A 16,824-nucleotide genomic window follows, 5' to 3' on the forward strand; every position below is an offset into this window, starting at 1 on the left:
TGAATACATCAGTTATCGAATCAGGTTGATTGCCCCTCTCTTATCCATCACTGTTCCATCGGTAAGCACCATTCTGCACACATACATGTATACACCGCTTGGTTGCGCTTTGCCTCTGAAGGTTCCATCCCAGCCCCTTGTTTGATCACTTGTTTCGAACAGTTTTTCACCCCACTGGTTAAACACTACCAGTTTCAGTTCCCTGATCTTGTAACCGTATATTCTTAACATATCGTTCAACCCATCGCCATTTGGTGTAAAGCTGTTCGGGATGAACACACCATCGGGCAATACCTGTTGCGACACGGGTGCACTTATATTATCAACACATACGCCTTTCGCTTTTACCACTATGGTCACTGTTTGCATAGGTTGCAAACCGGCCACCGTATGTGTAAGCCCTGTTGCACCCGACGATGGAACCGACCAGTTTGCGCCGCCATTTATCGATACTTCATAACCAACAGCACCGGGCACTGCATTCCATTTGAACCGTACCAGGTTCGAAGTCACGGAGTCAACTGATACCACCGGTTGTGTTATGGCGCTTTGCACAGCTACCGATACTTTCGTCCGCTCGGAGCTACAACCCGTTGTTGAACTTTCCTGCACATAGTAATCAACGCCGGCTGTTACATTGGTTATCCTCATGGTTGGGCCCGTGCCTACCACAGCACCGCCGGTTACTGCATTGTACCAGGTATAAGTAGCGCCTGCGGCCGGATTCTCTACCCGCAGCGTGGTATCACCACCGGTACACACCACCACTGATTTCGCATTTACAATTGGTATCGGGTTCACTACTATTTCTTTGGTTGAATCGCCCACACAACCATCGGCAGTGATCGCCTGTAAGTTTTCTTTATAAGTACCTGGCTTATCGTAAGAGAAGGTCACTCTTTGTCCGTTGGCTTTGCTGCCATCGTGGAATTCCCATTTCCACTGGTTTACGGCAATACCATTCTGCGCGGTCTTCTCACCAACAAACTCAGCTACATCTTTTACACAACCCGAGAAGTTCACAACAAAGTCGGCTTTCGGCGCCGGCACCACCTGTACGAAGATGAGGTCGCGGCCGGTGTGATCACAGCTTTCAATATCGGGGTGATCATATACTATCTCTATGGTGTATACGCCCGGTGCAGCGAACTTATAATCCTGGTTAAGCGGGAACAGGTAATTCCTAACACCGTTTATCATTATGCTGTCTGAAGCAACCGGATTGTTCACGGTTACATCGGCATTGGGTGCCAATCCCGGAACGCGGCTTAACTTCCACGTAAGTGTAGTTGGTTTGAATGGCAGGTAACCGGTAAAGCGGAAAGGTGTGCCTGCGCAGGTGTAATCGGCTTTGCTGCTACCATTGTTTGTATTACTGATGGTTCCCAAACCTTGCAGTGTTTTCACCATGGTACCCACGTTGTAACCATAGCTTTCTGCACTACCCAATCCATACACCAGACCCAGGTAAGCCGAATCGCTTTCTACTGAGCTTTGTCCTGCCCCGGTCGGCCATTTTTTAATGGCTACGGTATAACCGGGCTGCGAGTGTGCATAGCTGTGTTTATCAGCCGCCGGTATGGCGGCCCATGGAATACCATCGATCTTCAGCGAAGCCATACCATTATCAGGAATGATCAAGGTTAAATAGTTGATATTAATGCCGCTCAGGTTATTGCGATAGAACCCTGAGAATCCATCGACGGCTTGTTCGGCCGGACTTAAAATATTGCTCTCCGGATCGCCATCACCGCTGGTGTTAGGACAGCTGAATGATGATGACATATACTGTACCATGGTAACAGGGTTATCTGAGGTAATAATATCGGCCGTATTGCTTTCGTATTGGTAATACCTGTTATTGATCAATGAAGACAACGGCAATTGTATATTATTCCGTTTCACTACCGTAGCCGGGTCCTTCACCAGTACACGATAGATGTTCGTCATAAGCGTACTGATATTCGCACTGGTTGACGTTGGCGCCGTAAGGTATTTTTTACCCCAGGCCGAGTATGGGAACGTCTGCTGCAGGAAGAGGTCGCCCGAGCCGCCTGCGGCAGAACCGCAACCCAACGCGGTACGGGAGCTTCCCGTGAATACGCCAATTGCATGACATTCATTATTTGCATTGGGAACTGCTTTTATAATTGAACCTGTGAGGTCGTAGCCTTCACTTCCGCTTTGCATAGCACCCAACACCTGGTACACATCACCGGCGTTTAAGGTTATGCGGAATGGTACATTGGCCGGCCGGCCGCCAAGCGTTGGCACCGATGGGGTGATCTCCACTTCCGTATTGTTCTTATCGGCCACCACCATAATAGTAGTATATGCGCCGGTGGCTGTATAATTCTGCCGGTTGTTCAGAGAATAATATTCATAGCCCCAAACGCCAACCGGGAACAACATAGTAGCGCCTGAGTTGGTGCTGGCAAAAATATGTGCATAGGCAGTGATGGGCACATCGCTCACGATGCTGATACCGCGGTTATAAAGACCTTCATCGGTGAGGCGGGCATCATCGAGTCCGTCCTTCGGTAAATAATCAGAAGCCTTTGTGGTGAACGGCGGTATCACATAGTTACGCACCCAGTTGGTACCGTTTACCCGCACCTGTACATTCGCAGGTTGGTCGGTGGTGCTCATATACAATACCATTTCCTGCAAATTGCCACCGTTGGTAAAGTCCCAGCTACGCTGATAGCCTACCCAGAAGCGCTTGCCCCTGTTCGAACTGTCTTTTTCGGGCAGCACCGGTGGCGCATATGGATTTATTAATCCTGTAAAACGATCTATATAATTTACATTGCCTTGTGTGATCTTTTTCTTCAGTACATCTACACGACTGCTAAAGCCTACTATCCATGCATTGGAGATGGTTGTTTTACCAAGCCCCAGCTGGTTTTGATCGGGAATAGAGCCCTGCCATGGATCGAGATAGAATAACTCCATACCATAATCGTAGTTGCCACCACCGGGGATATCAACTTTAGTATAGAAGAACATACTATCGGGCCTCGGTTGCAAATTGGCGGGCACTACACCTGAATAGCGTCTTGCTTCCAACGTTGCAGGCACGGTTGCCCCCCAGTTGATCTTCATTACCGTATCGGTACCATACATAAAGGTTTGAACCTGGTTGGCCACAGGCGCTGCCGGTGTAGCCGTTAACACAGTTGGCAATGCTGTTGGGAAGAACTCATACGCTCCCAGGTCGGGCACACCCTGTGTTAATGTAACCGGACGAATGCTGTCGTTAATATCGCGGTTATTACCGGCTATCTGTACACCACGACCATGCATGGCCCACACATCGGGTTTGGCAAGGTCAGGATGAAGGTCGTTATCACTTACCAGGGCAGGTGCGTAGCCTATTGAATACCTGTCCCAATAAGAACCTGCACGCCAGTCGGTGAGTGTAGCAAATGTACCTGCGGGGTTAGCGCGTTGTACCAGCGAGCTGCCTGTTGTGTACAACATATTATAATCACTGGTAAGCGACTGGCTGCTGTTGTTTACATACAGCGCGGTACCACCGCCTTTATTTGAGAAGATGTTATTACGTAACTGAACGCTGGTGGCCGCCGTGTTCAATAAATACATTGCATGGTTATTGGTTGCTGCTGTTGACGTACTATGCACGGTATTATTGAAATAATCGGCCACACTGAAATTATTATGATAAATGCCATACGATCCGGCGCCACTGGTATTTATGGCCACGGTATTGTTCTTAACAAGCACACCGGGTGAGCTGGTCAAATACAATCCGTACAGGGTGCCGGCATTATTATTAACAGCAGTCACTATATTATTGGCCAGCTTACCACGAACCGTTAATGAGGTATCACAATTGATAAGCGCTATACCATATACAATAGTAGTGATGTCGTTGAGCGTAACATTATTACCTGTAACCTGGTACGATGAGTCGGCATCGGTTACATTGATGCCATAGGCCGATGCATTTACTGCACCGTTCAGGGTCACGTTATTTTTATTTAACTGCAGGCGTTTGTGATTGGCGGCATAAATACCGTATTGATAAGCACCCGTTACCGTATTGCTGTCGATCACATGATCGATGGTTAATCCAGCAGCGGTGCCTGTACCGGTAAAGTAAATACCACTTGAACCATTGTTGATGGTATTACCCTTTATTACGTTGTTTGTTCCTTTTAACTGGTAAGCATACACCCCGGCAATGGTATTGGAAGCAACGGTAACTGCAGGTGCTGCTATTATACAATTCACAACACTGTCGTACGAAGCTGTACCGGCCAGTTCCACTACCCTGCCTGCGGTTGCATTGCTACCGGAAATGGTCAGGTTTTTAAAGATGAAGTAACGGGTACTATCAAGCTTTAGGGTATAGTTTGAGGTGCCGTTGGCACTATAAGTAAGGTTTACCGAGCTGGCAACGCCATTCTCTGCCTGGAAGGTAACCGTATTGATAGCTGAAGTATTGGGAATATACGGTATCCTGATCTGCTCGGTATAGGTACCGGCTGCTACATCAAATACGATCGGTCCGCTGATACCACACAACAATGCATCCACTGCTGCCTGGAACGAAACGAAATTGGGCAATGTAGTTCCACCCGCCGGATTGATGGTATACCTGCCGGCCAGTAAGATATTATTCAACGTTACCTGTACCGGTGCTGTATATACTGTATTACCCGTACAGGTAACTGCTGCACGGTACCAGGTATTCAGGGTCACTTTTGTTTTGTATTCAGGGAAGTATTGCACCGGACTAATATCTGTCCAGGTTACCCCATCGGGCGACGATTGCCATTGGAATGTAATAGCCCCCAGTGGTGAATGACCGGTAACATCCAGTTCTATCGGCATTTCAAGACACAAGCCTGTATTAGGTGTAACTATTGCCGTACCTGCCACCGGTGGCGTTTGGCATGGCAACGGAGCAAACTCATAAGCGCCTATATCGGGCGTGGTGGTTGAACGCACCACATCGAGGATATCTGTTGCAATACCCACCGGCGTACCCTTGTTATCCAGGGCAGCCAGCATAGGCTTTAAGTTACCAATACTTACATCGGTATACAGCGGATTATGATTAAGCGAGCTGGCATCTTTGGTTGATGCAGTTGTCCAGTCGAACAACGTAGTGCGATTTGCGGTATAAAATCCTACATGCGCATTGGAACCAGATACAAAGAAGTTATTATAATCCGACAATATTTCACTCCCTGTTGTATTGAGGTAAATGGCGTGTTTGGCGCCGTTTCCACCCCTGCTTACGGTTACAATATTGTCGACAAACTGAATACCGGTGGCGGTAGTGGTTTGATAAAAACCTACTGTTGCGCCGGTGGCTGTACTCAATGCATTATCTAATGAGATGCTGTTATGATAATACCACACCTTGCTGGATCCTGTATTATACAGGGCATAGATTGGACCATTACCATCGAGCTCATAGAAGATGTTATTGCTCACCGTATCTTCCGTTGCAGCAGATACGCCATTATGATAAATACCATAGAGTGTGGCCGTATTAGCTGAGAGGCCGCCAAAGAAACGGGTGAATTTATTTTTAGAAATACTTAACCTGTTGCTTGGGGCCGCAGTTACATATATACCATATACACTGGTGGCGGTATTGGTGCGCGTTGCACGGGTAAATGTATTACCTGTCACCTGCGTATAGTTGGTACCGGCTATGTACAAGCCATAATTATAGAAATCGGTTATAATGTTATTGGTAAAGCTGTTATTGTTTAAGAAGGCGGTGGCCGTTGTACTACCTACCAGGGTAGCGCCATAGTAACCACCGTTAATGGTATTGCGGTCGAACACGTTGCCATCGCACAACGTATTGCCGGTGGTGGTAGCGCCCGATTCCGATGAATTGATAACAATACCTGCATACTGGTTGCTGGTTGAAGAAACCGAAGTATTGATGGTACACTTACGGAAAGTGTTTGAATCGGCATTGTTTACCAATTGCACACCATAACCATATGTGCCGCCGCCGGCTTCAATTACCAGGCTGTCGAAAGTAATATGGTCGGCGCCATTTAGTTTTATTACTGCCCGCTGGCTATTGCTGTTTGCATTAAATGTGATGGTATTGCCATTGCCATTGAATGTAATGGTATTTATGGCAGAGGTTCCGCTGATGCTATCGAGCACCAATTGCTCGTTGTACGGCCCCGAACCTGCCACTACATTAAATACGACAGCACCGCCAATTCCGCAACCCATGGCTGCTTTGGCATCGTTAAAGGAAAGGAAGTTACCACCGGGTTTACCAGGCTCGTAGGTACTTAAACCGCCCTTGTTAATAGTATATGTTCCATTGGGCAATGCCGGGTTCACTACCAGTTGCACCGTATCGGTATATACGGTATTGGCGCCACAGGTGATCAATACCCTGAAGTAAATAGTGGTATCGGCAATAACGGTTGTATCGGGCGTAAGCATGGGCGTACCCAAGTTGGTAAACGGCCCTGCTAATGTTTTGGCCTGTTGCCACTGGAAGGTTTGCCCGCTGCCGAATGCACCAATATTTAAATGGAGATATACGGGTTTGTACTGGCAGATAGTATCGGGCGTTACATCCACTTTACCATTCACCAATGGTACTGCACAAGGCAATGGCGTAAATTCATAAGCGCCTATATCGGGTGTGGTAGTACGGCGTACCCGGTCGTTGATATCATCGCTAACACCTATGGCTATACCTTTATTATCGATACCTGCATTACCTGGCGTAAAGTTGCCGGCAATGGGATCAACAAAGGCCGGCGTAATGGCTAATGATGCTGCATCCAGACTGGTAGCTGCCCGCCAGTCAGCCAGGGTTTTACGGGCCGAACCAAAGAAGCCCAGGTTGTTTGTGCCTGCTGCCGAATTGAGATAATAGTTATTATTATCGGCACCGGCAGGGGCATTGGTGGCCAGGTAAATACAATACTTGGGGCCTGTACCACCGCGGGTTATTGAAATATTGTTGTTATAGAAGAAGATACCTGCAGCTGCCGTTGTTTGGTAAAACCCTCTGGTAGCTACGGTTGATGTTGAAGAAATTTGATCGAGCGAAATGGTATTATGTAAATACCAGGCATAGCTTGAACCGGTATTTGCCAGCGCATACACCAGGCCATTACCATTTACATCGTAAATAACGTTGTTACTTACAATGTTCTCGTTATTGGCGCCACCGGTTGAACCGCTTGAGTTATTAAAGTTAATACCATAGAATGCAGCTGTGCTGGTTGGCGCACCACCAAATGGATTGAAGATGCGGTTCTTTGTAACAAAACAACCTGCATTCTTTTCGGTGGTGAAATAAATACCATAGAAATCGGTAACCGAAGTACGTGTTGGCCGGCTGATGCGGTTCTTATCTATCACCGTACCATAGCTGCCAGCCACATAAATACCATAAGAGTAGAAATCCTTTATTATGTTATTGGTGATCTTATTATATCCATTGGCGCCATTGGCAAAAGTGGCGGCCAGGGTAATGCCATAATAACCACCGGTAATGGTATTACCAGTAAATTCATTATAATCGCTCAATACATTACCTGTTGTTGTAGCCCCTGCATCGGCGCCATTCACCACTATACCGGCAAAGTTTTGCGTGGTTGATGTGGTTGACAGGTTAATAGTACAGTGCTGAACCACGTTCGAATCGGTATTGCTCATCAGCTGTACACCATAACCATAAGTGCCATTACTGGCATTAATGATCAAACTATCTAATATAACATATCGCGTTCCTTTTAATTTTATTACCGCCCGCTCATTGGTATTGGTAGCCGCAAAACCAAGTACGGCGCTGCCCACACCTTTAAACGTTACGGTATTTGTAGCTGAGGCGCCGGGAATCGGTGTCATGATCAACTGTTCGTTGTAAGTGCCGGTACCATTCTCTACTTCAAACCGTACCCAACCGTCGATACCACATTTAATATGATTATAGGCATCGTTAAAGCTGATGAAGTTGGGCAGTTGATTTGGCTTTTGGTTATTAATGGTAAACACCCCATGCACCGGTGTGGGCGATATCACTTTCACCGTTGCCGAATTGGCCGACGTGTTACCTATTGTACAAGTGGTAACTAACCGGTACCAGTGTGTGCCCACTTGCGAGGTGGTCAATGAAATACCGGTGGCACCGGGAATATTCGTCCAGGCCAGGCTATCTAATGAAGATTGCCACTGGTAAGTAATACCATTTCCGGTACTGATGCCGGTAGCGCTCAGCGTAAATGGTTCTATACAAACCGTACTTGTTGTTGAAACGGCCGTACCGGTATTGGGTGCGCCGGTACAATCGGGCCATTCGCCAATGAAGATATCATCGAGGCCAATATCGGTGGCTCCAAAATCGGCCGTTGCACGGAACCGGATAACCGTAGTGGCAGAAGTTGAATTAAAGAACAATACTTTTTGCGCCCAGGCCGAACGCAGCCCTACACTATCTATTCGGGTAAAGGTGGCGCCGCCGTTGGTTGATATTAATACAGTAAGGCTATCGTCGCCACTGGTATTTATATAGCTAAAGGATAACCGTTTATTGGGCGCGCCAACGCTGGCATTTATATGCAGATCGAAATTACCCTGCGCACCATCATCTGCATTCCAGCTGTGGAAGCGGGCCGAATAAGAACCCTGTGCTGCTACCGGGGCATATGCACCATTATTAACACCACCCCAGGCGGCAGAGGCACCATCATCGTGCCGGCGCCATGAATCATCGCCGGTAGCCGGGTTATTTATCCAGAAATTATTGGGTATTTCGCGGGTATCGCAACCATTTACCCAGGTATTCTCAAAACTTTCCTGGTAAGGCAGGGTTGTATACTGCGGTGTACGTAAAGGCACAAACACCGGTACTGAAGTAGCAGACTGACCACCATTGGTACAGGTGATCAACATGCGGTACCAGGTAGCCGCAGTTTGAGAAGTATTGAGTGTTTCGTTGGTAGCGGTTGAAATATTTGTATAAGTAACGTTGTCGGGCGATGATTGCCATTGGTAGGTAAGGCCATTTTGTAATGGCAGCCCGTTTACACTCAATATAAACGGCGAACCAGGGCACACCATGCTATTATTCGATACCGTAGTACCAGGCACCGGTGCTCCTGAACAATTCTCCAGGTTGTACATCATCAGGTTATCTACGCCAATATCTGTAGAGCCAAAATCGGCCGTTGCGCGGAACCGGATAACGGTAGTTGCAGAGGAAGAAGTAAAGTTGATCACCTTTCGCTCCCAGCCATTGTTTACCTGGTATGAATTCAGCCGTGTGAAAGTAAGACCGCCATCGGTTGACAACAATACCTGTATGGTATCGTTACCCGATGTATTTATATAATCGAACCGAAGGCGTTTGGTTGGTATACCTGTATTACAATTCACATAGAAATCGAGCGCACCCACCGAACCGCTGGAGGCCCAGGCGCTATGGAAACGCGCTGAGTAAGAACCATGCGTTGCAGGCGGATTATAAGCGCCGCCGGTAGGTGTAGACCATGCAGCCGATGCCCCATCATCGAACCGGCGCCAGCTGTTGTTACCGGTAGCAGGCTGGCTACGCCAGAAGTTATTGGGTATATCGCGGGTATCGCAACCATTTATCCAGGGATCTTCAAAGCTCTCAGTAAATGGCAGCGTTGCATACGCTACCGCAGTTGTATTCACCAGCAATGGAGCCGACAAAACTGTTGAGCCACCACAGGTTACAGACACCCGGTACCAGGTACTGCTTGTTTGTGAAGTGGCATACACAGCGCTTACTGCTCCGGTTATGTTTGTATAGGTAACATTATCGGGCGATGACTGCCATTGATAGGTTTGTCCCGACCCGGCCGTGCCGCCATTAAGACTTAAGGAGAACGTAAGCCCCGCACATATTGGGTTGGCAGTGCTCACTACCGTGCCAGGCACCGGTGGTGTGGTACAGGCTGCTGTTACAAATTCAATTGCGCCAATATCGGGTGTGGTGGTACTGCGTGCACCACCCAGCAGATCGGTTGTAACACCTACAGCAACACCCATATTATCGAGGAACACATTGGCAGCCCTGAAATTACCCGCACCAATATTTACAAACTGCGGGTCGAGCGATACACTGCTTACATCGAAACCAGTACCCTGCCAGCCGGCCATGGTTGACCAGGCCACATTGTAGTAGCCAATATTATTGGTACCACCCGATGAATTTATAAACAGGTCGTTATTGGCTGAAGAAGTTACACCGGTACTTGAGTAGTACAAACAATATTTGGTACCCGTACCGGCGCGCGTTATATAAATAAGATTGTTCTTCACATTTACATTATCGCCATATACATAACAGCCGTATGTAGTGCCGCCGGTGGCCGCAGCATCATCGAGCACAATGGTGTTATGATAATAGTTCCAGTTATTATAACCCGGGCTATAGATCCCATACACATCTCCTGCCCCATTGTTAATATTATACACCAGGTTATTTTCGGCCCGGTTTGGTTGTGTGGCCGAATTACCGGTAGCAACAAGATAAAGACCATAGGCTGTAGAACCGCTGCCGGTAGCCCCATCGAACAGGTTATGAATACGGTTCTTTTCAATCAGCGTATTTACACTTGAGCTCACATATACCCCATACGCGGTTGACACGGTTGAGCGTGACGGCCGCGACACATCGTTACCTGTTACCAGCACATTGGTATTCCCATACACATAAATAAAATACAGGTAAGCATCACGCACAATATTCTTCTCAATGACATTATTAGTATTTAATACAGAAGTGCTGCCATACAGATAAATACCATAGTAACCGCCGTTGATGGTATTACCAGTGATCTTATTATAGTTTCCATTATTACCTGAAACTGCCGTTGAGGTAGCAGAACCATTTATTACAATGCCGGCATAATTGGTAGCAGTTGATGAAGTGCTTGACGTAATTGTACATCTTTTAATAGTGTTGCTATCGGCTTTATTGGTAAGCACAATACCCCAGCCATATGTACCGCCCGACACATCTACATTCAAACTATCAATTGTAATATGCCTGGCGCCATTGAGGATAATGGCTGTTCGGTTATTGGCATCGGACGTATTATACGCAAGCGTAGCGCCATTACCGTTGAAGGTAATGGTATTGGCAGTTGATGAACCGCCTATATATGGAATGGTAACCGTTTCGGAATAAGGCCCGCTACCCGGCACTACATTAAACACAACGGCACTATTAATACCACACTTAATAAAGTTCACTGCATCGTTAAAACTTTGAAAGTTGGTACCACCGGTTGGCTGCAGGCTGTTAATGGTATATACACCACCCACTAATGCCGGTGATGTTATTTGAATAAGATTCGTAGTATCGGATTGCCCGCCATTGGTACAGGTAACTATGGCGCGGTACCAATGCGTTACACTTTGATTACCCGTATAAGACGGCAGTGTGGCCCCCGGTATATCTGTGTAGGTGCCATTATTGGTAAGGGCCGATTGCCACCGGTAAGTAATACCCGACGCTACGGTTTGCCCTGTAAGAGTTAATGTAAAGTTTTGCGCCATACACACATTGCTCACTGTGGTAGAAGCGGTACCGGCTTTTGGTTTTCCGGTACAGGCGTTGGCGGGTGTCCAGGAGAAAACTATATCGGGCCTTGTAGTTTGATTACCCGAATTGGAAGTGCTTGTGGTGCCGCAAAGATTACCCTGGTTATCGGCATTAAAAGTATGTGAGCCATTAAAAGATAATCCGGTTGTCCAGGCAATGGTAGGGTTCTCAATAAACCAGGTGCCTGAAGTATTGCCAGGATCGCCATCGCATACTTCAATAAGAATATTATCAGTACCATTCCAGAAAAACGGCGTAGGGAATATAAACTCGTTAGAGCCGGCCACTGCCTGGTAATCGGCAGATGCGGTTTCAACGGGCGCCGAGGTAAAATCATCCCAGGAGTTGGTGGAAAGCGTGGCTACCGTGGTGCCGCCTATTTTCATCACCAGCTTTTCCGTTGGCCCGGCCCCATTCACGTTTAGTACGTTAAATTTAATTGACTGAATGGTACCCGGGCCCATACCTGCTGCTGACAATTCAGATGCCAGATAGAGGTATTGCGCCCGGCTACCTTCAAACCAATCCTGAATGGGACAGGGATACGTATTATCGGCATTACCGGTAGTGCCGTTCCCTATACTAATATCAACCTGGGCATTGAGTTGAAATGCTGTAAACAGCATCAGCAACAACCCGCCTATTTTTTTTACAAACCTGTATGAGTAGCCGTTTCTCATGGAGCAGTATTTAGTATTATTGAGAATCTTTCTTAGTTTCTGTTAGGGGCATAGCGGTCCCAGGCCGGTAACCAGCCACTTGTCGTGAAACGGCAAACGTGAAACGTGAAAGGCCTCGCTAATTTTTCAAAATGCCAAGCGAGTTTACGCAGCCAAAATTTTATAGCCTATTGCATTACAAACGTGAGTCTCGAAATTGAGCGCCTTTTTTCACGTTTCACGTTTGCCGTTTTACGTTTCGCGATTGCCGTATTCACAGGGCCGAATCAGCGAATGGTTTTACATAGAAAACAATATGTTTCTATAGCGACCTTGTATTAATTCCGCCAACTAATCCACGCCTTGGCGTCTTTAGCACTTACCATATCGTAACTGGTTTCGCCGGTTTGAACAAACCACCAGCCGCTGGTTGTGCTGTACAATAGGTCTTTTGTTTTAAAAGCGGGTCCTGTAGTTGGGTACGGGCCTACGGTGAGGTCGCCCAATGAACTAAAGACAACCCGGCCGTCTGATTGAAAAGCAGGTTTTGCAGCAGTGCCATAATGAAAATCAATGTCATTAATGGCTGGTATATAATAGAAGGGTACCAATGCATCGAACGATGAACCGGATGAAGGTTGTATACCCGGCCAGTAAGTAAAGTAATAATAGCTCGATGTATCGGTGCGCAACGAGTGTACGTCAAATGCGTCATCAACGCCGTTTACGTGAAAACCATCCACAGAGATCCAATAGCTTTGTGCAGCTGCGCCCCAGTTCCACCACTGGCGTGCAGCCTGTACATCGGGATTTATTGGTTTGATGGCGCCGGCAATTGTAGCATCGGTATTATTTACTTTTACCTGTATGGTATTGGTTGTGGAATTAAAACCGGTGATGGTAAAACCGGTAATGGTTGTGCTTCCGTTAACCACGGGAATAGTGAATTGAATACCCGCAGGTGAAAAATAATAAGGTGTGGTAACCGTATGTACTGTTCCGGAAGCATCTTTCCAGGTAATGACTGCCGTTTTAAATATTGTATTGATCTGTATCTCATATTCTGTACCGTTATAAGTGAGGCGTTTAAAATAGTTCAGGATCTTTCCCAGGTTTGCCAGTCCGGTCATATTATTACGCACCTGTTTATTTTCCCAGGCGGCCCGGTCTTGCACAGTAGCCTTACGCATAATGGCTTTGCTGCCGTTAAAGCGTCCGGTGAGCAAAATGCTGTCTACGGTACAGGTATCTATTGAAAATTCAAAATCAGAGATCAGGCCACCGCCATAATAGCCGCCATTCACACTTGCATCAGGGTCGGCCAGCATATGGATGTAGGAATAGGTATCAAAAATAAGACAGGGCTGTTGTAACGATTTCAACCGAAAGCTGCTCTCCTTTTGTACGCCTGCAGTGGTAGTATCAAAATCGCAATTCATGAACACGCGATTGCTTTCATTGAAGCGGAAATAAAAGCTATAGGTATTGCCCAGCTTGGTTACCAATGTGGCCGTCCAGCCATTGGCAGAACCCGTTATTATAGACTCATAATTTCCCAGCTGTTCATTGATGCGATCGTCTACATCTTTATTGAAGGCGGCTTTTTCTTTGTTACATGAAACAACTGTTGTGAATAGAATAAGTGTGTATAGTATCTTTTTCATAATCATTTTACTTAATCGTGAAACGGCAAACGTGAAACAGGCCGGTAGGGGGAGGGGCATCATTTTAAGGCTCAATATTCTTTACCTGTATCAACTTTATCAACTCTATTAACTTTTCAACTCCTCGTCAACTTGTTAACTCATCAACTAACTTCCCCTTCTCTCCCTTCGCCTTTTAATGAACACTATCAGAAAGAGGAAACACCAACAAATGATATGTATTTTTAAAGCGTTATTCATCTTTTTCATTTTATAAGATCATCAACCGCTTTGCGAACCCTCGTTTGCAATCGATAGAAATCCATTCCCCACACATCTTTATAATACGCCACTACCATTGCTTCTTTTTTACGCAGTTTTGCTTTGGCATCGGCCTGGGTAATTCCGTTTTGACTGGAACCGGCCGGAATGGAATTCACGATCTTATCGAAACCGGCTCTCCCTTCTGTTAGCATCATAGAGATCATTTCTACAAAATCTTCATCGGGAGCCGACATAGCATAAGCCGTTACAAAACCATCCCGCCGGGCAGCGTTGTCAGACACATTATTCCAGTTGGCGGTGTAAAAACCAGGCGTGATCCTTTTATAATCGTCAGGGTATAATACGTTCTGGTGAAGAATATGACCAAACTCATGCTCAATGGTATGGAACATTTGTTTGATGCCCATTGAATCGGAAGGTTGATAATCGGGCATCACTTTCGTTCTGAAATCATTCAACACATACAATACGATCTTACGACCGCCTTCGGCAGTACCCAGCGTAATGGTACCATCGGTATTCCAGCTGGCGCTACCGCACAACACAAAGAACTTCGGACAATACGTTTTCATAAATACCTCACCGGCTTCGGCGATATAGGTATCTATCCAAACCTTTTTCACCGCTTCCATTACAGGCACTATCTTTTCTTCGCGCGGCGGCACCAGGTTCTTGTTCAATTCCAGTTCAAACTGGTCCCACTTATACTTTACTGATATGTTGAAGGGTTTGGTTAAGTTGGAATAGATCCAGTTATCGATGGGGCCTTTTTTCCAGCCATCGCCACCCAGGCCAGGGATATCATCAACACTGCCCAGGTCCTCACTTTTTTTGCAGCTGACGCCTAATAAGATTACTAATAGATATGCTACAATGATCCGCATTTTATTTAGCAGTTTGTGGTTTATGGTTTGTTGTTTGTGGTTATCCTTGTTCTAACCTACCTGTATTCACTTTTTCATTTCTCATTTTTCATTTTTCATTTCTCATTTACCTGGGGTTTTGTGCTATACCCGCCTGTTTTGCCACATCGGGGATCTGAAACACCCGCATGGGATCATCGGCTTTCAGGGTAAGCTTTGGCCCATCTACTGTTTCATGAACAACCGGTAATTTATACCGTAACAGATCGAACCAGCGCATACCTTCCTGTACAAACTCGGCGCGTTTAAAATCCATTACCGCAGCCAGCGCCCCTGCCTGGGCATCGCTTGTACGATAAAATGATCTTATTTTACTGGCAGTAATATTATGAGTAGAAGCACTGTAATTGTAAATGCGGGTGCTGGCGTAAGCGTTTAAGTCAGCTACAACATCATTGATATTATTCAGGTACACGTTTGCCTCGGCCCTGTTGAACAACGCTTCTTCGGTAGTGAACAATGGCACCATCACATAAGCATCACCTATTTCGGCATTCACCGATTCACGAACGAAGTATTCATTCACTTTAGGAATAAAATAGTTATTGGTTCCGCCGGTGTATAACTGGTATCTGAAAATGCGGGTACCGCCGGTTACATTGGGCGCCAGCAGTATTTCATTTGCTTTCGAAGCATCCAGTCCATACCGCACCCCGATGTAGTTCCGTGCCCAGATCGATTTTGTTTCTACTAACAATAAATTAGCAGGTTCTGTAGCCTTTGCATACCGGCTCCATAATTCATTATAGGTAAGAATGCGGTATTCGGTATTCCATGGACGAAGTATAGAAACAACATTGTTATTAGGGAATACTTTTGAGGCATACTTCACTACCTCGTCGTACTTTCTTTTGAACAAATAGAACCGTGAAGCAAAGGCATAAGCGGCCGCTTTTGTAAAATGATAGCGGGGAACACCATAGGTTTTGTCATCGATCAATTCCATACCTTCCAGCAGGTCTTTCTCTATCATGTCATATACATACTGCACCGTTTTTCTTTCATACTGCTCAAACACCACCTTTTCGGGTTTTAATACATATGGTATACCGGCATCACTGCCGGCAGTGTTTGCATCATATACTTTTGAGAAAAAGGTAACCAGCATAAAGTGCGCATAAGCACGGCATACCAGCGCCTCTCCTTTTTGTGCCGCATATTTTTCCGGTTCTTTTTCACATACCGCCAGCGCCTGGTTGGCGGCAGCAATGGCTTTATAACAGGCGTTCCAATAAAACTCAGGCGAATCTTCCTGGTTATTGGCCACGTCTTTGAAATTAAAGGGATCAATATTAGTGCGATCGAGCTGGCCAATACCTTTATCGGCCACATTATCTGAAATAGATTCACAAAAAGCCATATAATTGGCCTGGGGATATGCAGTGCCTAATAACTGCGATACTTTCTCGGGGGAGTTCAACACGGCCCGGTTATCGGGTGGTTGTTCCAAAAATTTCTTACAACTAACTGTTGTTATCAACAGCGTGTAACAGAATAAGATTTGCAATAACTTTCTCATGTCACAATTTGTTACAGGTTTCAGGTTATTTGTTTCGGTTGCCGTTTCGTGAATCGCCTCGCGAGTCGTAAAACGTGAAACGGCAAACGTGAAAGGACTCGCCAATTCCGAGATTCACTTTCGACCTTGCGGCGCCCGAAAATTCTTGCTGATCGCCGATCAAACGCCAACCTCGCAATTGGGCGTTTGC

Annotated in this window: 4 protein-coding genes; all 4 read right to left on the bottom strand. The window is 46.3% G+C overall.

All coding sequences use genetic code 11. The features are described 5' to 3' along the window. Positions 1 to 12: 12 nt before the first annotated feature. Positions 13 to 12,285 (bottom strand): right-handed parallel beta-helix repeat-containing protein, encoded by a 12,273-nt coding sequence (locus tag GGD38_RS33205; protein ID WP_375302408.1) that lies wholly within the window; start codon positions 12,283 to 12,285, stop codon positions 13 to 15. A gap of 317 nt (positions 12,286 to 12,602) precedes the next feature. Next, on the bottom strand, positions 12,603 to 13,928 hold the full coding sequence (locus GGD38_RS33210; protein ID WP_375302409.1) for a DUF4302 domain-containing protein: 1,326 nt from the start codon (positions 13,926 to 13,928) through the stop codon (positions 12,603 to 12,605). 245 nt (positions 13,929 to 14,173) lie between these two features. After that, complete coding sequence (locus tag GGD38_RS33215) at positions 14,174 to 15,076, bottom strand: putative zinc-binding metallopeptidase (protein ID WP_375302410.1); 903 nt, start codon at positions 15,074 to 15,076, stop codon at positions 14,174 to 14,176. A gap of 106 nt (positions 15,077 to 15,182) precedes the next feature. Beyond that, entirely contained in the window at positions 15,183 to 16,634 is a 1,452-nt protein-coding gene (locus tag GGD38_RS33220) for a RagB/SusD family nutrient uptake outer membrane protein (protein ID WP_375302411.1), read from the bottom strand. Positions 16,635 to 16,824: the final 190 nt, after the last annotated feature.

This window comes from Niastella sp. OAS944, from assembly GCA_024809215.1.
Classification (GTDB): domain Bacteria; phylum Bacteroidota; class Bacteroidia; order Chitinophagales; family Chitinophagaceae; genus Niastella.